This window comes from Acetobacter papayae JCM 25143 (assembly GCF_000613285.1).
GTDB classification, from domain to species: Bacteria; Pseudomonadota; Alphaproteobacteria; order Acetobacterales; family Acetobacteraceae; genus Acetobacter; species Acetobacter papayae.
Genome location: NZ_BAIN01000001.1, coordinates 143,968 through 168,749, shown reverse-complemented (window position 1 = coordinate 168,749; position 24,782 = coordinate 143,968). Strand labels below are relative to the sequence as shown.

At 59.3% G+C, this 24,782-nt stretch carries 15 protein-coding genes, 1 tRNA gene and 6 pseudogenes; 15 read left to right on the top strand and 7 right to left on the bottom strand.

Annotated elements, in window-relative coordinates; translation table 11 throughout:
* Window positions 1-51 precede the first annotated feature (51 nt).
* A pseudogene (locus tag JCM25143_RS22550) lies at window positions 52-798 on the bottom strand (PhyR family response regulator anti-anti-sigma factor); the annotation flags it as partial.
* A 150-nt stretch (window positions 799-948) separates the two neighbouring features.
* Here JCM25143_RS22550 and JCM25143_RS15635 point away from each other — a divergent pair.
* The 10 genes and pseudogenes from JCM25143_RS15635 to thiL all read left to right on the top strand — a co-directional run bounded on the left by JCM25143_RS15635 (window position 949) and on the right by thiL (window position 11,799).
* The gene (locus JCM25143_RS15635; protein ID WP_234394814.1) at window positions 949-1,350 is read left to right on the top strand and encodes a sigma-70 family RNA polymerase sigma factor; all 402 of its coding nucleotides are present in this window, start codon (window positions 949-951) and stop codon (window positions 1,348-1,350) included.
* Window positions 1,351-1,545: 195 nt separating this feature from the next.
* Window positions 1,546-2,172, top strand: coding sequence for a sigma-70 family RNA polymerase sigma factor (locus JCM25143_RS00850; protein ID WP_025859693.1), 627 nt, complete (start codon window positions 1,546-1,548; stop codon window positions 2,170-2,172).
* A gap of 121 nt (window positions 2,173-2,293) precedes the next feature.
* Complete coding sequence (locus JCM25143_RS22545; protein ID WP_199897784.1) at window positions 2,294-2,461, top strand: hypothetical protein; 168 nt, start codon at window positions 2,294-2,296, stop codon at window positions 2,459-2,461.
* Between the two features lie 101 nt (window positions 2,462-2,562).
* Entirely contained in the window at window positions 2,563-4,254 is a 1,692-nt protein-coding gene (locus tag JCM25143_RS00840) for a sensor histidine kinase (protein WP_025859692.1), read from the top strand.
* An 89-nt stretch (window positions 4,255-4,343) separates the two neighbouring features.
* Complete coding sequence (gene cydD / locus JCM25143_RS00835) at window positions 4,344-6,071, top strand: thiol reductant ABC exporter subunit CydD (RefSeq protein ID WP_025859691.1); 1,728 nt, start codon at window positions 4,344-4,346, stop codon at window positions 6,069-6,071.
* Window positions 6,068-7,758: pseudogene (cydC, locus tag JCM25143_RS15630) on the top strand (thiol reductant ABC exporter subunit CydC). The gene cydD and the pseudogene cydC overlap by 4 nt, the downstream one beginning before the upstream one ends.
* Window positions 7,759-7,809: 51 nt before the next feature.
* Entirely contained in the window at window positions 7,810-9,663 is a 1,854-nt protein-coding gene (gene recQ, locus JCM25143_RS00825; protein ID WP_025859690.1) for a DNA helicase RecQ, read from the top strand.
* A gap of 116 nt (window positions 9,664-9,779) precedes the next feature.
* Window positions 9,780-10,256: a transcriptional regulator NrdR gene (gene nrdR / locus JCM25143_RS00820; protein ID WP_025859689.1), complete on the top strand. Its 477-nt coding sequence runs from the start codon at window positions 9,780-9,782 to the stop codon at window positions 10,254-10,256.
* Between the two features lie 52 nt (window positions 10,257-10,308).
* The gene (gene nusB, locus JCM25143_RS00815) at window positions 10,309-10,833 is read left to right on the top strand and encodes a transcription antitermination factor NusB (protein WP_025859688.1); all 525 of its coding nucleotides are present in this window, start codon (window positions 10,309-10,311) and stop codon (window positions 10,831-10,833) included.
* Window positions 10,802-11,799: pseudogene (thiL, locus tag JCM25143_RS15625) on the top strand (thiamine-phosphate kinase). Before nusB ends, thiL begins: the two are co-directional and overlap by 32 nt.
* Window positions 11,800-11,831: 32 nt before the next feature.
* Here thiL and JCM25143_RS15620 read toward each other — a convergent pair.
* Window positions 11,832-12,976, bottom strand: a pseudogene (locus JCM25143_RS15620) (hypothetical protein).
* A 74-nt stretch (window positions 12,977-13,050) separates the two neighbouring features.
* Between JCM25143_RS15620 and JCM25143_RS00800 the strand changes: the two are divergent.
* The gene (locus tag JCM25143_RS00800; RefSeq protein WP_234394813.1) at window positions 13,051-13,851 is read left to right on the top strand and encodes an SDR family NAD(P)-dependent oxidoreductase; all 801 of its coding nucleotides are present in this window, start codon (window positions 13,051-13,053) and stop codon (window positions 13,849-13,851) included.
* 30 nt (window positions 13,852-13,881) lie between these two features.
* Here the strand turns inward: JCM25143_RS00800 and JCM25143_RS00795 are convergent, their stop codons facing one another.
* A complete protein-coding gene (locus JCM25143_RS00795) occupies window positions 13,882-14,790 on the bottom strand; it encodes an AraC family transcriptional regulator (protein WP_025859686.1) in 909 nt (302 codons plus the stop codon).
* 236 nt (window positions 14,791-15,026) lie between these two features.
* Between JCM25143_RS00795 and JCM25143_RS15615 the strand changes: the two are divergent.
* Window positions 15,027-16,414: pseudogene (locus JCM25143_RS15615) on the top strand (NAD-dependent succinate-semialdehyde dehydrogenase).
* 189 nt (window positions 16,415-16,603) lie between these two features.
* On the opposite strand, the gene JCM25143_RS00785 reads toward JCM25143_RS15615, so the two are convergent.
* Window positions 16,604-16,677: transfer RNA gene (locus JCM25143_RS00785), tRNA-Cys, on the bottom strand.
* A 147-nt stretch (window positions 16,678-16,824) separates the two neighbouring features.
* On the opposite strand from JCM25143_RS00785, the gene JCM25143_RS00780 reads away from it, so the two are divergent.
* The 3 genes from JCM25143_RS00780 to msrA all read left to right on the top strand — a co-directional run bounded on the left by JCM25143_RS00780 (window position 16,825) and on the right by msrA (window position 21,125).
* Window positions 16,825-17,526 carry a protein-L-isoaspartate O-methyltransferase family protein gene (locus tag JCM25143_RS00780; protein WP_051542702.1) on the top strand — a complete coding sequence of 234 codons (702 nt, stop codon included), beginning with the start codon at window positions 16,825-16,827 and terminating at the stop codon, window positions 17,524-17,526.
* A 300-nt stretch (window positions 17,527-17,826) separates the two neighbouring features.
* Window positions 17,827-20,520 (top strand): valine--tRNA ligase, encoded by a 2,694-nt coding sequence (locus JCM25143_RS00775; protein WP_025859684.1) that lies wholly within the window; start codon window positions 17,827-17,829, stop codon window positions 20,518-20,520.
* A gap of 77 nt (window positions 20,521-20,597) precedes the next feature.
* Entirely contained in the window at window positions 20,598-21,125 is a 528-nt protein-coding gene (gene msrA, locus JCM25143_RS00770) for a peptide-methionine (S)-S-oxide reductase MsrA (protein ID WP_025859683.1), read from the top strand.
* Between the two features lie 36 nt (window positions 21,126-21,161).
* Here the strand turns inward: msrA and JCM25143_RS00765 are convergent, their stop codons facing one another.
* From JCM25143_RS00765 to dut, 3 genes and pseudogenes are all read right to left on the bottom strand, one after another.
* Window positions 21,162-22,484, bottom strand: a complete 1,323-nt coding sequence (locus JCM25143_RS00765; protein ID WP_035370271.1) for an ABC transporter ATP-binding protein — start codon at window positions 22,482-22,484, stop codon at window positions 21,162-21,164.
* Between the two features lie 46 nt (window positions 22,485-22,530).
* A pseudogene (locus tag JCM25143_RS15610) lies at window positions 22,531-24,280 on the bottom strand (ABC transporter permease).
* Complete coding sequence (gene dut / locus JCM25143_RS00755) at window positions 24,277-24,768, bottom strand: dUTP diphosphatase (protein WP_051542699.1); 492 nt, start codon at window positions 24,766-24,768, stop codon at window positions 24,277-24,279. Before dut ends, JCM25143_RS15610 begins: the two are co-directional and overlap by 4 nt.
* Between the last annotated feature and the right edge of the window lie 14 nt (window positions 24,769-24,782).

Sequence of the window (24,782 nt, the reverse complement as noted above, 5' to 3'; positions counted from 1 at the left end):
CCTGCCGGAAACGGGTGCTGTGACTACATGCCAGCCCGGCCCGGATGTTTCAGCCTGGGTCAGGCTCGCACTGCTTACGGCCTGATAGGTTGCCACGGCAAGGGTCAGCGGATCAAAAGGCTTCGTTATGACAAAGCAGGGCTCCATGGTCTCCCCGGTCAAAAGGCGCTCAGGGTAGGCCGTTACATAAATGACAGGCACCTCAAACCCGGTGGTAATTTCCATTACGGCCGCCATGCCATCGCCGCCAACGCCAAGATTGATATCCGCCAGCACAAGGCCGGGGCGGGTTTTGAGAGCAATCTGCACGGCATCGGCCTGAGTATGCGCAACCCCCGCAACCTTGTGGCCGCATTGCAGCACCAGTTGCTCGATATCCATGGCGATAATCGGCTCATCCTCGATAATCAGGACGGATGTCTGCACCCCTTTGTGCAGGAGAGCCTGTGCCTCATCCAGTTCGCTCCGGGCGGTATCGGATGAGATTTCCAGCACCTGAGCCGCGACATCCACTCCAACTTCCTCCAGCGTTGTCAGCAGCAGCAACTGGCGCTGGCGGAGCGAAAGCGCACTGGCATACGGCGCGCGGGCGTGAGATGCCGGTTCATATTGCCGTGAAATGGCCCAATAAAGCTGCTGCAGCGGAGAAAGCCCGGCCATAGGCCGCTGCAAGGAGAGACCGCGCAGGCTCTCCGCAACCAGCAGATCTCCCGCTGGCTGGCTGCCCGTTAGCGCCCGTGCGTAACGTCTGCCATAAGGGAGGGCCTGAATCAGGCCGTCCCGTAGCGACTCTGACATGGCGATTCTCCTGCTGCAAAGGGTCAAGACAGTTATATTCGTTGACGCAATGATGACACGGCAAGCACTCTGCTGAAAGAGGTATCCGCTCTGACACATGACACCACCCCGCCGACAGCGCTCTGTGCACAGGCATTTCGGGCCGAACTGATGACCCTTGTACCGGCGTTAAGGGGCTTTGCGCGTTTTTGCGCGCGTGATCCCGCTCTGGCGGATGATCTGGTGCAGGAAACGGTTTTGCGGGCCCTTTCCAACATGCACAGCTACCAGCCCGGACCGGATAGTCATATGCGCGGCTGGTGCCTTACAATCCTGCGCAATCTTTTCTTGCAGCAGATCCGGCGGGGGAAAAAGGAAAGCGCAGTTTTACAGCATTATGCCCACAACGCCGACACGACCAGCCGACATGAAGAAGAGCGGCAGGCCGATAACGTGAACGAGCTCGAACAGCTTTTATGGCGACTGTCTCCCCTGCTACGCGAGGCTCTGGTGCTGATCGGCGCCCAGGAAATGACCTACGCACAGGCCGCCGAAATCTGCGGAGTTGGGTAGGCACGATGAAGGCCCGTGTCTCACGGGCACGGGCAACGCTGCGCATGCTGCTTGATGAAGGGCGTTCAGGGGGCGAGAAAACGCTTACGGAATAGAGAAACGCACAGCTTTCGAAATATTTTTTATCCGCATGTAACCTTTGCTGCGCGCCGGGCATTTCTTTTCCAGAAGGAACGCATTCCGGAGAACACAACAATGTCGGATACCTTTCACGACCAGATCGTTAATATCTTGCCAAAGCTGCGCGTGCAGGCTTTGGCACTGACCCGCAACCGCGCCATGGCGGAAGACCTTGTGCAGGACGCCGTCTGCAATGCCCTGTCCGCACAGACGAGCTTTATTCCCGGCACGAATTTTGGTGCATGGATGCACCGTATTCTCAGAAACCGCTTTATTTCCGACCTGCGCAAAAAGCGTGAGACAACGGATATTGATGATACCCCTCAGTCCCTGCTGGCCGTAGGCGCACGGCATGATGACCGGCTGGCCCTGCAGGAACTCGATGCCGCACTGGCCCGTCTGCCTGACGACCAGCGTGAAGCGCTGGTACTGGGGGTGCTGGAAGGCATGAGCTATCAGGAACTGGCCGAAATTTCCGGTTGTGCCGTAGGCACGGCGAAAAGCCGGGTTTTCCGTGCGCGGCGTCAGCTTGAGACTTGGCTGACAGCAGACACGCCCTCCGCCAGCCGCCGTGAGAGCGTAAAAAATATTTCAAGAAAAACGCTTTCGCATGAAAAAAATTGCCCCAGCCCCGTGCGAAATGGGCTGAATCATGGCACAGTTGAACAAAACAGATCCCGCGCCGTTGTGGCGGGGGTCTGACATTATGGCCAGAGCAGGACTCCTAACCAGAGAAATTGCGGCATTCTGCTCTCACGGTGCAGAGTGGAGCAATTCGGCGCCACCGGATAAGCACGGGCTGGAGTTCAGGTTGAGAACACGCATGACAGACACGCCACCTCCCCGGAAAACACGGAAAAAACAGGGAGATCAGGCCTTTGATGTCTGGCTGAAACGTGGCCTGCACCAATTGTTTGATGATGTTGTTAATGAGCCCATGCCAGAAGAACTGCTTCGTCTTATTCAGGAAGACCGCGCAAAGCAGGACTGACGGTTCTTGAAAATTTTTCTATGCTTGTTTGTCGCCGTCAGGCACTTCATGCAAAGTATGATGCGATGCCCGGACGGTTTTTTAGCACCACCAGCGCGCGCATGCGCGTGTTGATCTGTCTTTCCGCGGTTCCTGTCATGGTTATTGCCGCCACACTGGCGTTACGCAATTACCGTGAACTCATGACTGGCAGCGCCCAGAGAGCTGTCGATGCTATCCAGAATCTGGATCAGCAGTTTCTGCACGACACGGACAGGCTCCGTAGCGCGCTCGAAACCATCGGCAATATGGATCTGACGCCCGACCAGATCGTACATGCCTTAAAACTGGCCGAAACCATTAGCGGACAGCGCTACTGCTCCCTGTCCATTCTGGATGACGGCGGAAAGCCGATTGCTTCCGTAGCGCCGCAAGGCCCTTCCTGCGCAGATGTCGAGCAACTTGCCCCACCCGGGCCGGTGCACGGCACCCTGCTGGAAGCCGTGCAGAAAAGCGGCAACACGGAAGATAATGGCGCATTTCTGCGCATTACGGTGCCTGCCCAGTTTCTCGATGTGCCTGAATCTCATGGCTACCTCATGGGTATTATCCAGATTTCGCGCCCCAGCACCTATCTAAGAAACAGCTCCGGGTGGGAGGTATTCTCGGACAGCGCCAATCCCGTGCAGGCATGGCTGCTCATGCATAACGGAGAGCTGACCCCCGTGTGCACGGATTGCCGGTGGGAAACCCCGCCACCGGATCTTGTGCATGCGCTACAGGCGCAACTGGAACTCAAGGGCCACGGCACTGTCTCGCTTTCATCGCCACAGGGCGGTTATGCACTCGGTGCTATTGCCGGGGGGGCAGATATTCTCATCGCCACCCAGCGAACCCCGCTGGAAAAAGAAGCCCTGCGCAACATGGTGTTCCAGATTGCGGCCATTCTGTTCGCACTTGCGGCAGGCCTTGTGGGGGTCACACTCGCCGCTAATATCGTGCTGGTCTGGCCATTGCGCAGGCTGACCTACTCGGTGCAGAAATGGCAGGTAGAGGGTGTTTTTGACACGCGCATTACCCGTTCCATGCCGCTGGAACTGCAAAGGCTCGGCCAGGCTTTCACCAGAGCGACGCGCCGCCTTTCAAGGCAGGAAAACCGGCTGAAAAAAGCTGTCGCCCATCAGGCTCTGCTGATGAAAGAAATCCACCACCGGGTTAAAAACAACCTCCAGATTGTCGCATCCCTGCTGAATTTGCAGGCCAACCAGATTTCCAACCCCGAGGCACGGGCAGAGTTTGCCCTTGCGCGCGACAGAATTCGCGCTCTGGCCACGCTGCACCGCACCCTTTACGCGGAAGACACACTCACCAGCCTGAACATGGCGGTCTTTCTCAAAGAGCTATGCGAACAGACTCTACATATCGCCGGCGCTTATGAGGAAGGGCGGGTTACGCTCGATATTGCCTGCGATAATTTCTGGATGGACCCGGATCAGGCTGTGCCGCTGGCCCTTATCGTCACCGAAATTGTTACGAACGCCATAAAATATGCCTTCCCCGATGGACGATGCGGCACCATTACCATGCGCCTGCACCGTGATGAGCATCAGGTCACTCTTTATATAGGGGACGATGGCATTGGGTTTGATTTTAATGAGGAGGCCCATACGCAGGGCATCGGCCTGCGACTGATCCGCGGCTTTGTCCGCCAGCTCCGTGGTGTCATGGAGTATTCAAGCCGGGAAGGGGTACAATTCACTCTCACCATTCCCATGAAAGAGAATGAAAGCACCAACGGTTACGATATGCCGTAAGCCCCATCGCCTCTTTCATACCCCCTTTGCACCGGTTTCTGACATTACGGACTGGTGAGGGCATATCGAGGGCGATATAAAGGCGGCCCATGAGTACTGAAAAAGCAGCATTACGCGGCTGGACACGCGCGCAGACACGGCTTGGCAAGGCTGCTGCACGCCCCGTCGTCTGTTACGGGCTGCTCTCCAGCCTTACAGGCATTGGCCAAATCTGGTGTGTGGCCACCATTCTGGGCCACGCACTGACTGGCTGGCGCACAGGCGCGGCTACAGGGGCTTTCCCTGTCTGGCCGTTTGTTCTGTTCCCTGCACTGGCGCTAACAAGAGCGCTTCTTACGATTCGAATGGATATCGGTGCGGCCCGCGCGGGCATAACGGCCCGCCGCCGCCTACGTGCTTCCGTTCTAGCCTCAGTGCTGACAGGAGGGCCGGCCCTTTTGCGCCGGACATCCAGCGGTGCGCTGGCCATGACTGTCGTGGACCGGATTGAAGCGCTGGACGGGTTTTTCGGCCACTGGATCCCAGCTTCAATACTCTGGATCGTAACGCCACTCGTTATTCTTGTGCCCGTAGGGCTTGTGCAACCGCACGCGGCTCTTGTGCTGGGCCTATGTGGTGCTGTGGTGCCGGTTGGGCAGGCATTGTTTGGCATTGGGGCCGCGGTTGCCTCACGCAACCAGTTTCTGGCCATGACGCGCCTTCAGTCCCGCTTTCTGGATCGCGTGCGCGGTATCGCCACGATTGTGCTGGCTGGCCGTGCGGAGGATGAAAGCCGCAAGCTCGCACAGGCCGCCGAGGAACTGCGGGTGCGCACCATGAAAGTGCTGCGGGTTGCATTCCTGTCCTCCGCCACTATTGACTGCGCCATGGTGGCGGCTCTCATCCTGCTTGCGCTCATCGAGGGCAGGATAGCTCTGAGCATGCAGGCACAGAATTTTACCCCAGCGTTTGAGCACAGTGTCACAGCTGGTTTGTTCGCGCTGCTGGTCGTGCCGGAATTTTTCGCCCCTTTGCGGGCCATGGCCCTGGCCTATCAGGATCGTGCCCATGCACAGGGTGCGGCTTCAGCCATTCTCGATCTGCCTGAAGAACAGGCGGTTCCCGCGCCCGATGGTGCCCGCACCGTTCAGGCCCATGGCGTCATGCTGGCGTTCGACAATGTCAGCTTTACATGGGACCCCGCCCGTGGCCCGGCTCTCCAGCATATCAGCTTTACCGTACCTGCTGGCGAAACCCTTGTGCTTGCGGGCGCATCCGGTTCCGGCAAATCCACCATTATGGAACTGCTGCTCGGCTTTATCGAACCTGATGAAGGCCGCGTGCTGCTGAACGGCGCACCGCTGGCCTCCATCGTGCCGGATGCGCTGTCTCGTATGGTGTCATGGATCGGGCAGAAACCCGTTCTTTTTGCCGGAACCCTTCGTGACAATATCCTGTTCGCCCGCCCCGATGCCGACGAACAGGCCCTGAGTGCCGCGATCCGGGCAGCCTCGGTCGATACATTCATCAAAGACCTGCCAGACGGGCTTGAAACCCGCATAGGGGAGGGCGGTTTCGGTCTTTCCGGCGGTCAGGCGCAACGGATTGCCATTGCCCGAGCCTATCTGAAAAACACCCCCGTTCTGCTGCTGGATGAGCCAACGGCTCATCTGGACCCCGCAACGGAAAAAAATGTCTTTGAAAGCCTGCAACGTCTGGCCGTTGGCCGCACGGTTGTTCTGGCGACACATTCTGCCGTGGCTCACATGTTCAAGGGCAGGCGGATTGACCTGCAACAGGGTCAAATCATCAACAGGCAGGGAGCCGTCAAGGTATGAGCGCGGACAGAAACAGCGCCCCGCGCACCAAGGCGGCCCCACTCTCTGACCGTCAGGCCATTCTGAGCATTTTCCATCTCTGGCGTGGCCAATCCATCCGCCTGCTGGTCGGGTGTGGTCTGGCCCTTATGGGCCTGTTATGCGCTCTGCTGCTCATGCGCGCATCAGGCCTACGCCTAGCCGGATGCGTGCTGGGAGAGGTGATTGTCACGGCGGTTCTGCTCAAATGGGTAGGTGCTGGGCGGGTTATCCTCCGTTATGCCGAGCGCCTTTTTGCCCATGACGCCATGTTTCGCGCGCTTGCAGCCCTGCGTGTGTGGTTTTTCCGCTCACTGGCGCGTGGTGCTGCAGCCGGGCTTGGGTTCCGCCGCGCAGGCGACATGCTCTCGCGCCTTGTTTCCGATATCGGCACGCTTGACGGGCTCTACCTGCGCATTGTCATTCCGTTCACCTGCGCCTGCCTGACACTCCCTGTGCTTGTGGTCATGATCGGGGGCAGCAACCCGGCTCTTGCGGCGGTTATCGGCGTGCTATTTGCCTTTTGTGCCTTTGTGGTGCCTTGGGCCGTTGCCCGGAGCGGTCGCGCGGGAGCCGCGCGCCTGACGCATGATCTCGCACACCTGCGGATATCGGTACTGGATCTGGTATCCGGCCTACGCGAAATTCGGGCTTTCGGGGCAGAAGGGCGGATGCTGGCCCATGTTCAGTCGGCAGATTCCACCCTGCTTAAAAGCCAGATGACACAGGCCCGCCGCATGGCCATGGCCAGTGCCGGGTCCTTTCTGGCATCACAGCTTGCCACGTTCCTTATTCTGCTGGCCATTGCCGGAGTGATCTTTCCCATTTCTCCGCTCAGGGGTGTGGCCGCACTGTTTTTGACGGTGGCAGCTTTTGAAAGTGCTGGCACTCTCACACGCGCGGGCCTGCAGGCTGGCGCCATGGGGGCCGCAGCCCGCCGTGTTGTCGAAGTTGCCTCCACGCTCCGCCCATGCCTGCCGCACAGCAGCGTAACGCCCCGAGCGGCACTGATATCCGCTTTGAAGGCATCCGCTTTCGCTGGAATGATGACCGGCCATGGATTTTTGACGGGCTGACGCTGGATATCCCGGCTGGCAGCCGCATTGCCCTGCTAGGGCCATCCGGGGCAGGCAAATCCAGTCTGGCAGCCCTGCTGCTACGCGCCGCAGCCCCGCAGGAGGGACATATTACGCTCGGCGGTATGGATATCAGCCAGATCAACCGGACTCATTGCGCGCACGCATGGCATGGCTTTCTCAGGCCACGCATCTGTTTGACGATACCATCCGCGCCAATCTGCTGCTGGGTAGGCCGGAAGCTTCAGAGGATGACTTGTGGCAGGCCCTGGAACAGGCGGCCATTGCGACGTAGTCCGCAACCTGCCCGAAGGGCTGGATACGTGGCTAGGTGAGGGCGGCTACGCCTGTCTGGCGGGCAGGGGCGGCGTATCGCTCTGGCCCGCACCCTGCTGACCCGCGCCCCCATTCTTGTGCTTGATGAGCCCGCAACCGGGCTGGATGCACAGACCGAGCAGGAATTCCTGTCCACGCTCAATACGGTCACGACCGGCCGTACCGTTATCCTGATTGCCCACCGGCTGACCGGCGTTGAAAAACTGGACAGAATCTGGCGGCTTTCTGGTGGCGTGGCCAAAGCCGCCGTAGCCTAGGCCACAATTTTGGACGATATCCCCCCCGATTCAGGCACGATAGCGGAAGAGTTGCCCGGCCATGCCGGGCCGTGGCGCGATCGGTTTACCGACAAGACGCCACAGGAAGTCCTGCAGGCAGTTTTTGGCTTCCATGATTTTCGCAGCCTGCAAACACAGGCGGTGGAAAGCGTCATGCACGGCCATGATACGCTAGTGCTCATGCCCACAGGCGGCGGCAAAAGCGTATGCTACCAGATACCCGCCCTGTGTCGCTCCGGTATGGGGCTGGTAATTTCCCCCCTGATCGCGCTGATGGATGATCAGGTAGCCGCCCTGCGCCAGCTCGGCCTGAACGCGGCAGCCCTGCATTCCGAACTTGAAGCCCATGAGGCGACACAGATCCGCGCGGACATGGCAACTGGTCGGCTGGATATCCTCTATATTTCGCCCGAGCGCCTGCTCTCTTCAGGCACGCTGGACAGGCTGACCCGTATTCCCCTGTCTGTCATTGCCATTGACGAGGCGCACTGCATTTCCGCCTGGGGCCATGAGTTCAGGCCTGAATATCGCGCGCTGACAGCACTGCCCCGGCACTTTCCCGCCGTACCCCGCATAGCCTTGACTGCCACGGCAGATGAGCGGACGCGCGAGGATATTCTTACCGCACTGGATATGCCTCATGCCGAGGTTCTGGTTTCCAGCTTTCACAGGCCTAACCTGAATATCGCGGCTCTTCCCAAAGGCTCCGAGGTCAAGCAGCTCATGAGCGTTCTCGAACGCCACAGGGATGCGGCCAGCATTGTCTATTGCGGCAGCCGAGCCCGAACAGAGCGTATTGCCGCGTCACTACAGGAGAAAGGTTGGGCGGCCCTTGCCTATCATGCGGGGCTGTCCCCGCAGGAAAAGCGTGCGGCCCTGCTGCGTTTCCGTTCGGGTGAGCCGCTGGTTATTGTCGCCACCGTCGCCTTTGGCATGGGTATAGACCGGCCGGATGTAAGGTCCGTCATCCATCTGGATATGCCAGCCTCGCCCGAAGCCTATTACCAGCAGATTGGCCGGGCCGGGCGTGACGGCCTGCCCTCCGAAACCGTGCTGCTGTACGGGGGAGAGGACATGGCCCGTGCGCGGTACTGGCTGGATCAGTCCGCGGCCCCTGATTCCGAAAAACGCATCATGAGCGCAAGGCTTGAGGCCATGATCGCGCTGACAGAAACAACCGGCTGCCGCACGCGCGCCCTGCTACACTGCTTTGGCGAGGAACTGGAGCAGCCCTGCGGGCATTGTGACAACTGCCTGCACCCGGTTCTGACCTTCGACGGCACCGAGGCAGCCCGCAAACTGCTCTCTGCCGTATACCGGACAGGCGAATGTTTCGGGGCACTCCATGTCATCAGCGTTCTGCGCGGGCGCATGACGGAGGCCGTGCAGAAACATGGCCATGACAAGCTCTCGGTCTGGGGCATAGGCAACAAAGAGAGTGAAATATACTGGCGCAGCATTACACGCCAGTTGATCGCCAGAGGTGCGCTGAAAACCGAAGGCCGCTTTGGTGGTCTGACCCTGAACCAGCCCGTTGCCCGGCCCATCCTGCGTGGAGAGGAAGCCATTCACCTGCGGGCAGACCCCCTGCGCCCCACGGCGGACCAAAACTCCCGGCGTGCGGGTAGTGCGGCAAATGATGGCCCAGTGCTTGAGCCGGAAAGTCAGGAGCTGTTCAACGCCCTGCGCAAATGGCGGCGGGAAGAGGCACAGGAGCAGGAAATTCCGCCCTATGTCATTTTTCACGATTCCGTACTGCGTGATATCGCAATGGAAAAACCGCACGATCTCGATATGCTGGGTGATATAAAAGGCGTAGGCCGCTCCAAACTGGAACGCTATGGCGATGCTGTTCTGGAGGTTCTGGCCACCCATGGGCACTAAGGCCTGACTGACTATGGACGCGTCAGGCCAAACGCCTTATCTCATAGGGTTCTCACGTTTCGCGCCACAACGGGAAACGTTCTGGGCACCAGCCTAAAGGAAAGGGTGTCATCATCATGCGTTGTCCCTTTTGCGGGCACCACGACAGCCAGGTCAAGGACAGCCGCCCCAACGAGGAAGGCTCGGCCATTCGGCGCAGACGGGCCTGCCTGTCTTGCGGGCAGCGTTTCAGCACGGTTGAACGCGTGCAACTGCGCGAGCTTGTCATTGTCAAACATGACGGGCGGCGCACCCCGTTCGAGCGGGAAAAAATTGTCCGCTCCATCCATATTGCCCTGCGCAAGCGCCCCGTCTCTGAAGAGCAGATCGAACAGATTGTAACGGGCATTGTCCGCCAGCTTGAAGCCAGCGGTGAGACCGAAGTGACGACCGCTCAGGTCGGCAAACTGGCCATGGATGCCCTCAAGGAAGTGGACAGTGTCGGATATGTCCGCTTTGCCAGTGTTTACAGGGATTTTCGTGAAGCGCGGGATTTCTCTGAAATTCTGAACCTGATGGAAACCCATCCGCAGCATGACGCAGAAAAAAGCTAGACCTTGCTGCATAAAAGCGCCATGAAACGCACCCACGCGGCAGGAGATACGGATGACAGGATTACAGGACCAACCCCGGCTGACACCAGCCAGCAGGCCACGCACCGCCGCGCGGCTGGCGGCTGTGCAGGCGCTGTTCCAGATTGAACAGAATGGCGACCGTCCGGATAGCGTCATCGAGCAGTTTCTCCTGCATCGTTTCGGCACGACCATGAGCGGAGCAGGCTACGAGGATGGCTGCATCCCCGAGGCCGATACACGCCTGTTCAGCACCATTGTCCGCGATACGGTTTCCTCCCTTACGAGCCTGACCCAGACAATCAGCGAAACGCTGCCTGCGACATGGCCCATCGAGCGGCTTGACCCCGTGCTGCGCGCCCTGCTGATGGCCGCCATTGCGGAAGCCCGTGCTGGAGATGCCCCGGCTCCCGTGCTGATCAACGAATACATGGATGTTGCACACGGCTTTTTTTCTGGAGACGAACCGCGCCTGATCAATGGGGTGCTGGATACGGTCTTCAAGCAGATGAACGCAGCAGACGGGCATGACACGGCAGCGGACACCCAGCCTGACTGACCTTCCGGGAGAGTTCAGCTTTATCCGGCGCTGCTTTGCAGGCCTTGCCGGACCCGCCGCCCTTGACCTGCGCGATGATGCGGCGCTGTACACGCCGCCATCAGGGCGCGAGTTGGTTATGGCGGCTGATGCGATGGTTGAAAACGTGCATTTTCTACCATCGGACCCTCCGGATACGATTGGTGGCAAGCTGCTGCGCTGCAACCTGTCCGATCTGGCCGCCATGGGTGCCCGCCCCGAAGGCTGGCTGCTGACGCTAGCCCGCCCACCCCATATTACCGATGACTGGTTTGAAGCATTCAGCCGCGGGCTAAAAGCGGATCAGGAACAGTTCGGACTCACCCTGATGGGGGGAGACACGACTTCAACCACCGGGCCACTCGTTCTTTCTTTAACGATTATCGGCTCTGTCATACCCGGACAGGCGGTGCAGCGGCGTGGTGCTCAGGCAGGTGACGGGCTGTGGGTTAGCGGCACGATTGGCGATGGGGCTCTTGGCCTGCAAGCGCTGCAGGGCGCTATTCCCGATCCTGACGGCTGGCTGGCCCGACGCTACCACACACCGCAGCCACGCATTGGCCTGCCGCTTTATGGGCTAGCCTCCGCCGCAATGGATGTTTCTGACGGGCTGGTGCAGGATGCCGGGCACCTAGCACGTGAAAACAATCTATGCGTGACCATCCGGGCGGCTGATGTACCCCTTTCGGACGCGGCGCGCGCAACAGGCCCCGCATGGCTGGAAACCTGCCTGACAGGCGGCGATGATTACGAAATTCTCATGGCCATTCCAGCCGAGCGCGAACCCGCAGGGCAGGGGCACACCATCATGCAAACACTGCATGGGCCGGTTCCCCTGACACGTATTGGTGAATTCACGGCCCCCACACATGAGCAGCCGGGGGTGCGGGTTGTCGATGCCGCAGGTACTCCCATGCGTTCAGCCGAGGAGGGTGGAGCCACCTTTAACAGGCGGCTCCATATTTTTGAGCAACGGGCCTCTAGGCCAGCAGCTTTTCATACATCCGATGACGCTTGTAAGGCTGCGGCGCAATGCGTTCAATCAGGGCGCGCAGGCCTTCATGACTTTCCAGCACCCAGCCCAGTTCAATGGTACGATAGGGCAGGGCATGGCCCCGGCGCATCAGCTCATCAATAATCAGAACGGGCAGCATGGCACGCAATGCGGTGCCAAGATATTTCTTGCGCACACCCAGCAGCACCACACGGGCTGAGGTGAACTCATGACGGGCAACGCGGGTACCAGTTGCAGCCAGCCCAGCGGTGAGGGCGCACCACCCAGATCACCCGCAACGTCGAACATATTCGGCACAACGAGTGCAATGGCCGCTGGCTCACCGTCCACTTCGGCCAACACATACTGCTCTGAGCGCAAAATGGGTTTGAGTGCTTTGAGCAGACCCTGTACCTCGCGCTGGGTCAAAGGCACATTGCCCCATGTATCTGACCAAGCATCGTTATAGATATCGCGCAGGATTTCGGCGTCTTCGTTGATATGGTCCATCCGCAGGCCACGCATGCGGATATTACCCATCCGGTCACGCAGGCGCGGCGGCAACTGGTTGGCCTGCTCCGCCGCCGGGCCGGTTTCCATCCGGTAGGACAGCAGATCCATGGCGCGGGCATATCCGGCCTTTTCCACCGCATCGCCCAGCATGGTGGGGTGCCACGGCGTGCTGATCATGGGGATTTCGTTCTGACCTTCCACCATGATACCGGACTGACCGTTGCTGTTCAGGCTCCATGGTCCGCGAATACGCTCGACCTGACGGGTTTTAAGCCATGCTTCCGCCGCCTCAAGCAGTGGGGCAACACACTCAGGGTCAACCGTATCCAGTGCGCCAAAAAAGCCGGTGCGCGGGCCGGGCTGACGCAGCACCAGCGCATCAACCTGAGCGGAAATACGCCCAACCGGCACACCATCGCGCCATGCCAGAAAATAACAACCAAACCCATGGTCGTAAAATGCCGACTTGCGCGGAGAGAGCAGGTCGCGCTCTTCCATGTCGAGCGGCGGCACATAACCGGGCAGGCCATCGTAAAGTCGGCGCGGAAGCTTTATAAAGGTCGAAAGCTGACGAGATCCCGAAACAGGAGATACGGTGATCTGAATCGGGGAAGACATTGCCACTCCGTCATCTGCGGGTAAAAACCACAGGGGTGATGCCTTATTCCGCCTCGATGGGAAAGGAAAAAATATTGAAATCCGATACAACTGCGCCTTATGCCCCCCGCACGATCCTGATTACAGGCGCTTCTGGCGGCATTGGGGCCGAGCTTGCCCGCCTCTACGCGGCACCGGGCCGCACGCTCATTCTATGGGGGCGTAACGCGCAGAAACTGGGTGAACTTGCCACGCTCTGCGGCGGCATGGGAGCCAGCGTCCAGACCAGACAGGTGGATTTGTGCGATGGGCAGGCCGCGCTGAACGCCTATCGTGAGGACGATGCTGCAAGCCAACCGGATCTGGTCATTCTCGGTGCCGGGCTTTCGGATATTCAAACCCCCGGCAGCACAACGGAAAGCCCTGACAAGGTTCTGCAACTGGCTCAGGTCAATTATTCCACACCGGTTGCTCTCGCTACGGCGGCGGCTCAGGGCATGGCGGAGCGTGGGGGCGGACGGATCGCATTCTTTGGTTCAGTCGCTGCCTTTTACGAAATGCCCTTTGCTGCATCCTATAGCAGTTCCAAGGCAGGGCTCGCATTCTTTGCAAAGGCTGCGGGGCTGGGCTGGCGGCAGCATAATATTGCCGTAACGCTGATTGCCCCCGGCTTTGTGGATACGCCCATGAGCCAGCGGCTTGAAGGGCCTCGGCCTTTCCTTGTTTCCGCCAAAAAGGCCGCCCGGCTCTGCGCGCGTGCCATTGAGCGTAAACAGGCCGTGTGCGTGTTCCCGTGGCCTTTCCGTGTGCTGGAAGTGCTCACACGACTGGTACCGCAGGCGCTGCGTGAGCGTATTCTGCTCTCTCTGGCGGTCGGGCAGAAAGACACGCACTGAAAACAGGCATGCTGCACGGGCCGGGTAGCCTTATCCCCGGTCGCGTGCGCTTTCCTGTGCCTCACGCACATACTGGGCATCCTGCGCTGGGGGACGGCCGAACATGCGCCGATATTCCCGACTGAACTGCGATGGACTTTCGTAGCCAACAGCAAAGGCTGCCCCAGCGGCATCGATATGTTCGCTCACCATACGCCGCCGCGCCTCCTGCAAGCGCCGCTGCGTGCGGTATTGCAGGGGGCTCATATTGGTCGCTGCCCTGAAATGCCGATGAAACGTGGAAAGGCTCATACCCGCAATACCCGCCACACTAGCGATATCAAACGGCTCGGAATAATGCTGCGACATCCAGTGTATGGCGCGGCTGATCTGTGACAGCGCACTGCCTGCGGTCGCGATCTGCTTGAGCGCACAGCCCTGATCACCCTGCAAAATCCGGTAAAGCAGTTCGCGCATGATCATGGGCTTGAGGATAGAAATATCCTCAGGCTGGTCGAGCAGACGTAGCAGGCGCAGGAGCGGGTCGGTGATGTTGCTGTTCAACGGGCTCAGCCCCATACCCATGATACAGGCCTGATACGGGTCAACCTGCCTGTCATTGACAACCAACAGCAGTTCCGCGATCTGCGCGGGGTCAAGGGCCAGACACAGCGCCAGATAAGGGCTTTCTGGCGTGGCCTGCGTAATGCAGCCCGCCACGGGCAGATCAACCGCCGTTACCAGATAATGGCTGGCATCGTAGTCGAACACCTTGTCTCGCAGCATGACTTGCTGACGGCCCTGCACAATCACATAGACTTGCGGCTCTGAAACAAAGGTCAGGGGTTCGCTCACAGCCTCGGCGCTGTAGAGAGTCAGTTCAGGAATGGCCGTTGCAACCTGATGCTGCTGGCAATGCCGCCTGACAAGAGACTGCAATGCAGCCAGATTATCCGTCATGCCCTGTCCCTTTTGCCACGGCCTGTCGGGCCACCAGCCATTGATTGCCTGAATCGCGCATATTCTCAAAGCTCAGATATAATAAGGCAACGGTGTGGCGTAAAATCAAACGGATTTTACCGGCTAAAACTCTCCCCCATGACAGGATCAGGCAATAACGGAGCAGAATTTGCCATACCTCATCGGGCGTGAGTGTCGCATGGTGCCAAGGCGTTTACAAAACGGAGAAAAACATCATGGCTTACGCCACAACAAACCCCTACACAGGCGAAACCCTCAAGGTTTTCCCGATGCGACTGATCAGGAAGTGCAGGCTGCACTGGATGGTGCCTACGCCGCTTTTCTGAACTGGCGCGAGACTTCTTTTGCCGAACGGGCAAAGGTCATGACCGCGGCTGCCACCATCCTGCGTGACAATCTGGATGAGTATGCCCGCCTGCTCACCCTTGAAATGGGCAAGCTGCTGACCGAAGCCCGGGCGGAAGTCATCCTTTCAGCCGAAATATTTGAATATTATGCGGAACACGCCGAGCGGCTGCTGAAAAGCGAAGCCCTGCCGGTCAAGAACCCTGAAGAAGGCAAGGCCATACTGGTGCATGAGCCGCAGGGTATTGTTCTGGCCATCGAACCTTGGAACTTCCCTTACTACCAGATCGCCCGCATCATCGCGCCGCAGCTTTCGGCTGGCAACACGGTTCTGCTCAAGCACGCTTCCAACGTGCCGCAGTGCGCTGCCATTTTCGATGATCTGATGAAAAAGGCGGGGCTGCCGGACGGTGCCTTCCGCAACCTGTATCTGGCCCGCCACCACACGGAAACCGTGCTGAACGACCCGCGCGTATGCGGTGTTGCTCTCACCGGCTCCGAAGGCGCAGGCTCCATCGTCGCGGCAACGGCTGGCAAGGCGCTGAAGAAAGCGACCATGGAACTGGGTGGGGCAGATGCCTTCATCGTTCTGGAAGATGCCGACCTTGAAAAAGCCGTCAAATGGGCTGTTTTCGGGCGTCACTGGAACGCTGGGCAGGTTTGCGTTTCCGCCAAGCGCCTGATCGTAGCTGACGCGATCTATGACCGCTTTGTTGAGCTTTACAAGAAAGGCGTTGCCGAACTGCGCGCGGGCGATCCGCTGTCTCCCGAAACCACGCTGGCCCCGCTTTCCTCGCAAAAAGCTGCGGACGACCTGCGCAATCAGGTGGAAGAAGCCCGCAAGCTGGGCGCCACGGTTGAAGTGATCGGCGCACCGGTACCCGAACAGGGGGCGTTCTTCCAGCCGCTTCTGGTCACGGGGCTTGAAAACAACGCCGCGCGCCACTGGGAATTCTTTGGTCCCGTCACCCAGCTTTACCGGGCCAAGGACGAAAACGACGCGATCAGAATCGCCAATGATTCGCCCTACGGCCTCGGTGGGTCTGTCTTTACCCGTGATACCGAGCGCGGCGTGGCCGTTGCCCGGCGCATCTATACGGGCATGGTGTTCATCAACCATCCCACCATGGTCAAGGCTGACCTGCCGTTCGGCGGTGTGGCCCGCTCCGGCCATGGGCGCGAACTGATCGGCCTTGGTATCAAGGAATTCGTCAACCACAAGCTGATTGACGTTGTGGATATCGACGCACCGTTCTGAGCATCTGCTCATGGGGCCGCCCCGCAAGAGGCGGCCCCAAATGATTCGTATTCCCTGAAAGCAGGGATAAAACACAAAATCAGACATCCACCGCTTATGTCGGTGGCAATATCTGTTTTGTAATTTTTGAAGAATGCCTTGCACCGTGGCCTGTCGCCACAACAGTTAAAACCATTTCCATTGAGAAAATGGAGGTCCGGGCGGGAATCGAACCCACATACGCGGATTTGCAGTCCGCTACATCACCATTCTGCCACCGGACCATGGTGCAGTGAGTGCCTTATCCACTGTTCCGCCTGATTGGTCAAGACGTTGTGTTGTGCGTTTTTTTTTCCATTATGTCACATAGTCGTTGCTTCATACCGGCCACCGGGGTTGGATGAAACCGCACAGACCAGAAGGGGCCGCCCATGACGTTACCCGCCGCCACAAGGATTGACCCAGCCGCCAGCACGCAGGATTGGGACGAGGCGCGTAACCTGATGGTGGATGACCAGCTCCGCCCGTCTGAAATCAGCAATCCGCGCGTTCTCAAAGCCATGCGGCTCCTTGCCCGTCAGGCCTGCGTTCCCGCAGCCCAGCAGGCGCTGGCCTATGCGGATGTCAGCCTGCCACTGGGCGCGGGCAGGGTACTGCTGCAACCCTTACTGACAGCCCGGCTTTTGCAGGCTGCCAACCCGCTCCCCGGCCAACATGCGCTGGTTGTCGGAGCCGGCACAGGATACAGCGCAGCACTTCTGGCGTCGCTGGGGCTTACAGTCACGGCGGTGGAATCGGATACGGCCCTTTGCAAGCAGGGGCAGGACTTCTGCGCGGCTCTGCCTGCCGTTCACTGGGTCTGCGGCTCTTTGCAGCAGGGGGACGAAACCCGCGCCCCCTATGACCTGATCTATTTCGATGGCGCCATTACAGCGCTACCTACGTTCTGCCATACCCAGCTTGCAGCGGGGGGCCGGGTCGTCGGGCTGATACACAAGGCGGGCGATCTTTCCGAACTGTTCGTGGCCACTGCTGCCACGGGTGGGGCCGACGGGTTTGTCCTGACACGCCTTTCAGAAGCCCGGTGCCCGCTTTTGCCTGAATTCACCCCCACCCGCAGCTTTGCCCTGTAAGACAGGGCTTACGGTGCCTGCCTGAGTGAACACAAAACCACGCGCCATGGAGCGGGCACCTGAATCATCGCACGGGATGGTGACAAGCCACACGCTCTCACGGTAAAAGACAGCCATCATGTTCGGGTGCAGGTAATCGTTCCCGCAGCCTGAAACACAGGCTGATGACAGGAGCCGGGGCGCGATACCCCTGCCAGACAGATGGCAGGGTAATGTGCTCAGGCAAGAGAATGACAGTCCTGCATGGCGGGGGCAGTACATGCCTGCCGCCTTTTTTACGTGGCTTATGGTTGGATGAAGATGCTCAACAAGACCTTTGAACCCGCTCAGACCGAAAAACGCCTTTACGACCTGTGGGAGAGCCGTAAGGCGTTTTCGGCGCAGCCGGGCAGCGACAGGCAGCCCTTCACCATCATGATCCCGCCGCCCAATGTGACCGGCACCCTGCATATGGGCCATGCACTGACCATGACCCTGCAGGATACCCTTATCCGCTGGAAGCGCATGCAGGGGTTCGATACGCTCTGGCAGCCGGGCACCGACCACGCAGGCATTGCCACACAGATGGTGGTTGAACGCGCCGTTGGTGCGGAAGGCTCATCCAGACAGGCCATGGGGCGCGAGGCTTTTGTCGAGCGCGTATGGAAGTGGAAAGAAGAATCCGGCGGGGGCATTACCCGCCAGCTCCGCAGGCTCGGGGCCTCGCTCGACTGGCCGCGTGAGCGCTTTACCATGGATGAAGGGCTGTCCCGCTCGGTGCGGGAGGTTTTTGTCAGCCTGTTCCGTGATGGCCTGATTTACCGCGACCGCCGTCTGGTAAACTGGGATCCGGTGTTCCGCTCCGCCATTTCCGACCTTGAAGTGGAAAGCAAGGATGTAGCGGGCAACCTGTGGTATATCCGCTACCCCGTGGACGGTCTGGACGATGTGACCATCACGGTTGCAACCACCCGGCCTGAAACCATGCTGGGCGATACGGCTGTAGCCGTTCACCCCGAAGATGAACGCTACACGGCACTCATTGGCCGCTTTGTGCGCCTGCCGTTGACCGGACGCCTTATCCCCATCGTGGCGGATGAACACTCAGACCCAGAAAAGGGGAGTGGCGCGGTCAAGATCACCCCTGCGCATGACTTCAACGATTTTGAGGTCGGCCGTCGGCACGCGCTGCCCATGCTCTCCATTCTGGACGATCAGGCGCGCGTCATTCTTGACGAAATCGATGCTGAACTCACCGCGCAGGACGGGCTGGCCGATCCGGCTTTTGTCCGCTCCCTGTCGGGCCTGCCGCGTGAGGAAGCCCGCAAGGCCATTGTGGCCAAGCTGGAAGAAACCGGCTGGCTGGAAAAAATCGAGCCCCACCGCCATCAGGTGCCTCATGCTGAGCGCGGTGGCGCCGTTATCGAACCGCGCCTGACAACACAGTGGTACTGCGATGCCGGCAAACTGGCTGGCCCGGCCATGGAAGCGGTTACCTCCGGCAAAACGGAATTTGTGCCCAAACAGTGGGAAAACACCTTTTTTGCCTGGATGCGCGATATCCAGCCTTGGTGCATTTCCCGCCAACTCTGGTGGGGGCATCGTATTCCCGCATGGTACGGCCCGGATGAGCATGTTTTTGTCGCACATGACGAAGCCGAAGCACAAAAACTGGCCACACAGCATTACGGAGAAGCCCAGCCCCTGCGCCAGGATGAAGACGTGCTGGACACGTGGTTCTCCTCCGCGCTGTGGCCGTTCTCGACACTGGGCTGGCCCGAACAGACCCCGGAACTCAACCGTTACTACCCGACCGATGTGCTGGTAACGGGCTTTGACATCATCTTTTTCTGGGTCGCCCGGATGATGATGATGGGCCAGCACTTCATGAAGGATGTGCCTTTCCGGCATGTTTTCATCCATGGGCTGGTGCGCGATGAGCACGGACAGAAAATGTCCAAGAGCAAAGGCAATGGTATCGATCCGCTTGAGCTGATCGACGATTACGGTGCCGATGCCATGCGCTTTACCATCTGCGCCCTTACGGGGATCGGTCGCGATGTCAAACTAGGCCGCAAGCGGGTGGAAGACTACCGCGCGTTCATGACCAAGCTGTGGAACGCCGCACGTTTCTGCGAAATGAACGGCGTGGCCCCGCAGCCCGGTTTCGACCCCCATGCAGTGCGCTCACCACTGGGCCGCTGGATCATTGCCGAGGCCGAGACCGCCGTCATCGAGGCCACAAACGCCCTTCAGGCCTATCGTTTCGATGAATATGCCCAGAGCGCGTACCGTTTTGTCTGGAACCGCTTCTGCGACTGGTTCCTTGAATTCGCCAAGCCGGTCTTTACCTCTGACAATGCGGACGAAGCCGCAGAAATCAGGGCCGTAGCGGCTCATGTTCTGGGCATGATCCTGCGTCTGCTCCAGCCTGTGGTGCCGTTCATTACCGACACGCTGTGGCATGAATTCGGCTTTGGTGAAGAAGGCAGCCTGATCAACGCTCCATGGCCGCTGCCCGCACAGCCGCTTGAAGCACAGGATGCCCAGCGCGAATGTGACCATATCATCCGCCTGATTACCGAAATCCGTACCGTGCGTTCAGAAATGAACATTCCGCCTTCGCTTCTGGCGCCGGTGCTGTTCAAGGATGCCAGCGCGGAAACGATGGACCGCGTTAACCGCTGGGCAGACTCAGTCCGCCGTATGGCCCGCATTTCCGAGATCACCACCCTTGAGGGCGAAATCCCTAAGGGTGCGGCCCAGATGATTGTGGATGAAGCCACGCTCATTCTGCCGCTGGAAGGGCTGATAGACCTGAGCGTGGAAAAGGCGCGTCTGACCAAGGATCTGGCCAAGGCGGAAGATGAGGTTTCCAAAACCGACAAGAAACTCGGCAATGAAAACTTCGTCAGCCGCGCCAAGCCCGAAATCGTGCAGGAAATGCGCGAAAGGCTGGAAGTCCAGCAGGGCGAATGCACGCGCCTGCGTGCGGCTCTGGCACGGATTGGCTGAACAGAGACACAACCTTCCATCCCGCATGGCGTTAAGCTCCATGCCCTTCCATGCGGGATGGAACAGGAGTGAAAATGATGGAAACGGCAGTTCTGGGTGGTGGATGCTTCTGGTGTCTGGAGGCTTCTTTTCAGGGGTTGAAAGGCCTTAAAAGCGTTACCCCCGGCTATGCAGGCGGCACTGTCGATCACCCAACCTATGAGCAGGTCTGCTCAGGGCAGACAGGCCATGCCGAAGTCATCCGGCTGGAATGGGACCCCGCCGTGCTTTCTTTTGAAACACTGCTGCGTCTGTTCTTTGTCGTGCATGACCCGACAACCCTGAACAGGCAGGGCAACGATGTCGGCACCCAGTATCGCTCCGCTATTTTCTACCAGACAGCCGAGCAGCAGCAGACAGCCCGCGCAGTCATGGACGAAATCACGCGTGATAACCTGTGGGGGAGGCCCCCTGTTACAGAGGTCGTGCCTGCCGTTACATTCTGGCCTGCCGAAGAAAAGCACCACAACTATTACGCCCGCAACCCGCAGGCGGGCTACTGTCAGGTTGTGATCGCCCCCAAGGTAGCCAAAGCCCGTACCGTATTCGGCTCACTCTTTCGTTGAACTGACCATGCCCCCCAGCACCGAGGGGGCGGCCCGTTATTCCCCGGCTTCATCTTCCAGAAAGAAGCGGTCGCTTTCCTCATCATAATCGAACAGTTCGGCAAAGCGCGCCCAGCCGATAATGGTCTGGAGCGTCTGCCTCGCATAGTCGGGCGACATACTGGCTTCCAGCTCATCCCGAAAGCGCTCGGCCTTGACCGCATGGTTCGGCCGTTCATCCAGCGTGGAGCAGATTGTCTTGACCAGCGGCACGTAATGCCGCAACGCATGACCCATGATGGCCTTGCGTTCCTCTAGGTCACTCAGAACAAAATGCACACCTTCATTGGTCAGCAGGATATCGCCATCTTCAAGCTCGGCCAGAGCCAGAAGCTCAAGCGATTCTCCCAGCGGGAACAGGTCATCCAGCTCTAGCTGGAGCTTTTCCGCCAGAACAGGCAGATCGGCCCGCCCATTCAGAGGGGATGCCGCCAGCGCTTCCATCATCCCGATCATCATCGTAATGGACACGGGCACCAGCGCCCTGAACGAGGGCGCAAGCGGAGCAGCCTGCGCACCACCGGCCAGATCAGCCTCGGAAATAATCGGGGCGCGCTGGGTCATCAGGGCATAAATATGGTCCACCAACTGCCGGAAAGCGGTGTCCTCACGGTTGCGAGGGTGTGCAAAGGGCACATGCAGCACATGCGCAACCCGCCCCGGGTTGGAAGAAGCAATCACGATCCGATCACACATCAGAACCGCTTCTTCGATATTGTGGGTCACGATCAGCATGCTCTGAACCGGCAGTTTTTTCTCTGACCAAAGCTCGATCAGATCCGTGCGCAGGTTTTCGGCTGTCAGCACATCAAGGGCTGAAAACGGTTCATCCATCAACAGCAGGGCAGGGCGCACGACCAGCGCCCGCGCCAGCCCCACACGCTGCTGCATGCCGCCTGACAATTCCTTGGGCCACGCATTTTCGTAACCACCCAGACCGATCAGGCTGATCGCGTTTTCAACCAGCACGTCCCGCTCCGACGCAGGCACACCGTTGGCGTCCAGCCCGAGCGCCACGTTTTCTTCAACGGTCATCCACGGAAACAGCGCGAACGACTGGAACACGACCGCAATTTCGGTAATGGGGCCGGCCAGTTTCTGTCCCTTCCACAACACCTCGCCCGAAGTCGGGGGGAGCAGGCCCGCCAGAATACGCAGCAGGGTCGATTTGCCAGAGCCAGAACGCCCCAGAAGCCCTACGATTTCGCCCGCGTGCAGTGTCAGGTTTACATCGTCCAGCACCTGCACGTCTGCGGCACTATCCTTATGATAGAACTGCCGGACATGCCTGGCTTCCGCCAGAACCGTTCCTTCAGGCATGGCCTGGCTTGGTTGGGTCAGAAACTCCATGGCGTGTACGATCCGGTCAGTTGAGTTTGAGACGCCGTGCCGCGAAATCGGACAACGGTCGCCAGAACAGCGTGTTCAGCAGCATGACCAGCACGCACATGATAACCGTGCCAAGCCCGATCTGGTTGATGTCACCACGCAGGGTTGCCTGCGCAATATAGGCCCCGAGCCCATGGGCCACGAGCGTGACATCGCCCCACTGCGCCATTTCAGAAGCAATGGCGGCATTCCACGCGCCACCTGCCGCTGCTACAGCCCCAACCAGATAGTAAGGCATGATACCGGGCAGCAGTACCCTGCGCCACCAGAACCACCCCCGTACATTCAGGCTGCGACAGACTTCCAGCAGTTCCGCCGGAAGGGATGAGGCCCCGGCAATAACATTGAACAGGATGTACCACTGCGCCCCCAGAATCATCAGGGGCGTGAGCCACACATCCGGCACCAGATTGAAATGTACAATCCCCACCACAAAGACCGGGAAAAACAGGTTGGCGGGAAACGCTGCGCAATATTGCGCCGCCAGTTGCGCCCGCCGTGCCCGCACCGGGTCAAGACCCAGCCACACACCCAACGGCACCCAGATCACAGAAGCCAGCAGCAGCATGCTCATGACACGCAGCATGGTAATGCCGCCCAGCACGAACACATGCCCCACTTCCGCCATAGCATAGGTTTCATAAGTATAGCGGCCGACAAGGAACAGGGCGGCAAGAAAGACCACCACCAGAAAACCCCGCCACAGCCACTCGGATACACCTCTGCCAGAGGATGAAGACGGACGCGCAACCCCCACGGCACGGCCCAGTTTCAGATAGCTGATTTTTCGGGCAGCAAGAAACAGGGCATCCCCAAAGCTGCTGATCAGCCGCGTGCGGCGCAGAAACCGCAAAAACCACGGTTCCACAACCTGCACACCACCATCTCCTCCACCCAGCCGAAAGCGCGTGGCCCATGCCGCCAGCGGGCGGAACAGCAACTGGTCGTAAAGCAGGATAACCGCCATCATGGCGGCTATGGCGGCCCCTATGGCGGCGATGTCTTTCTGATCAATCGCCCGCCCTACGTATGAGCCAATACCGGGCAGAACCACCTCTGTATTCCCGACAGAGATGCTCTCCGAATACACAACCATGAACCAGCCACCGGCCATGGACATCATGGCATTCCACACCAGAGAGGGCACGGCGCAGGGCACATCAAGCCGCCAAAATTTCTGCCATGATGTCAGGCCAAAGCAGCGGGCGCCTCATCCAGTTCGGATGGCACGGCACGCAGGCTCTGATACATGCCCAGCGTCATGTTCCATGCCTGACTGGTGAAAATGGTGAAAATGGCCGCAAGCTCGCCGCCCAGAATACGACCCGGGAAAAGAGCGAGAAAAAACGTAACCGTAAATGCCAGAAATCCGAGAATAGGCACGGATTGCAGGACATCCAGCAAAGGAATGAGTATCTGCCGTGCGCGCGCACTCCGCGCAGCCAGCGTTGCGTAACAGAAGGTAAAAACCAGCGACACGCCCAAAGCAGCGAACATCCGCAACGTCGTGCGCAGGGCATAGCCGGCAGGTAGCTGAACTCGAGATGCACAGGGGTGGCCGTAACCGCCGCCAACGGGCCAAGCATGTGGCGCACGGCTGCCCCTGCGGCAATCGCGCAGGCCGCGACACAGACAAGCAGCAGAACATCCGCACTGTTTACATAACGCTGGCCCAGCGATGAAAACAGCTCCGGTTGCGATGGAAAACCCTGCTGCCGGTCATTCATGAAGAGCGCGTTCCCGTACTGCCAAACCCACCTTCGCCCCGCGCGGTTTCATCCAGACTGGTGCTTTCGCTCCAGACTGCCCGCACGACAGGGGCAACCACCCCCTGAGCGATACGCATGCCGCGCTCCACTATAAAGGGCTCGGCTCCGGCATTCATGACAATAATACCAATTTCTCCACGGTAATCCTCGTCAATCGTGCCCGGTGCATTGGGCAGGACAATACCGTGTTTGAGCGCCAACCCCGAACGCGGGCGTATCTGGAGTTCATACCCCGGCGGCAGAGCGATTTTCAGCCCCGTAGGCACCAGCCCGCGCGCGCCCGGTGCAATAACCATCGGCTGTTCCACCGCCGCCAGAAAATCCATGCCAGCGGCCCCTGATGTCGCATAGGAAGGCAGCGGCAAACCGGCACTATGGGCAAGACACTGAACCTGCACCTGAACATTGCTGCCTGGAGCGATCTCACTATTGCCGGAAAGAGGCATGACTGTTTTTTCCT

Bases quoted from the DNA above. Each gene is read 5' to 3' on its own strand.
- nusB (WP_025859688.1), top strand. From the start codon at position 10,309: ATGACAGGATTACAGGACCAACCCCGGCTGACACCAGCCAGCAGGCCA.
- dut (WP_051542699.1), bottom strand. From the start codon at position 24,768: ATGCCTCTTTCCGGCAATAGTGAGATCGCTCCAGGCAGCAATGTTCAG.
- JCM25143_RS00850 (WP_025859693.1), top strand. From the start codon at position 1,546: ATGTCGGATACCTTTCACGACCAGATCGTTAATATCTTGCCAAAGCTG.
- JCM25143_RS00840 (WP_025859692.1), top strand. From the start codon at position 2,563: ATGCGCGTGTTGATCTGTCTTTCCGCGGTTCCTGTCATGGTTATTGCC.
- nrdR (WP_025859689.1), top strand. From the start codon at position 9,780: ATGCGTTGTCCCTTTTGCGGGCACCACGACAGCCAGGTCAAGGACAGC.
- JCM25143_RS00780 (WP_051542702.1), top strand. From the start codon at position 16,825: ATGACGTTACCCGCCGCCACAAGGATTGACCCAGCCGCCAGCACGCAG.
- JCM25143_RS22545 (WP_199897784.1), top strand. From the start codon at position 2,294: ATGACAGACACGCCACCTCCCCGGAAAACACGGAAAAAACAGGGAGAT.
- JCM25143_RS00775 (WP_025859684.1), top strand. From the start codon at position 17,827: ATGCTCAACAAGACCTTTGAACCCGCTCAGACCGAAAAACGCCTTTAC.
- JCM25143_RS00765 (WP_035370271.1), bottom strand. From the start codon at position 22,484: ATGCCTGAAGGAACGGTTCTGGCGGAAGCCAGGCATGTCCGGCAGTTC.
- JCM25143_RS15635 (WP_234394814.1), top strand. From the start codon at position 949: ATGACCCTTGTACCGGCGTTAAGGGGCTTTGCGCGTTTTTGCGCGCGT.
- JCM25143_RS00795 (WP_025859686.1), bottom strand. From the start codon at position 14,790: ATGACGGATAATCTGGCTGCATTGCAGTCTCTTGTCAGGCGGCATTGC.
- cydD (WP_025859691.1), top strand. From the start codon at position 4,344: ATGAGTACTGAAAAAGCAGCATTACGCGGCTGGACACGCGCGCAGACA.
- msrA (WP_025859683.1), top strand. From the start codon at position 20,598: ATGGAAACGGCAGTTCTGGGTGGTGGATGCTTCTGGTGTCTGGAGGCT.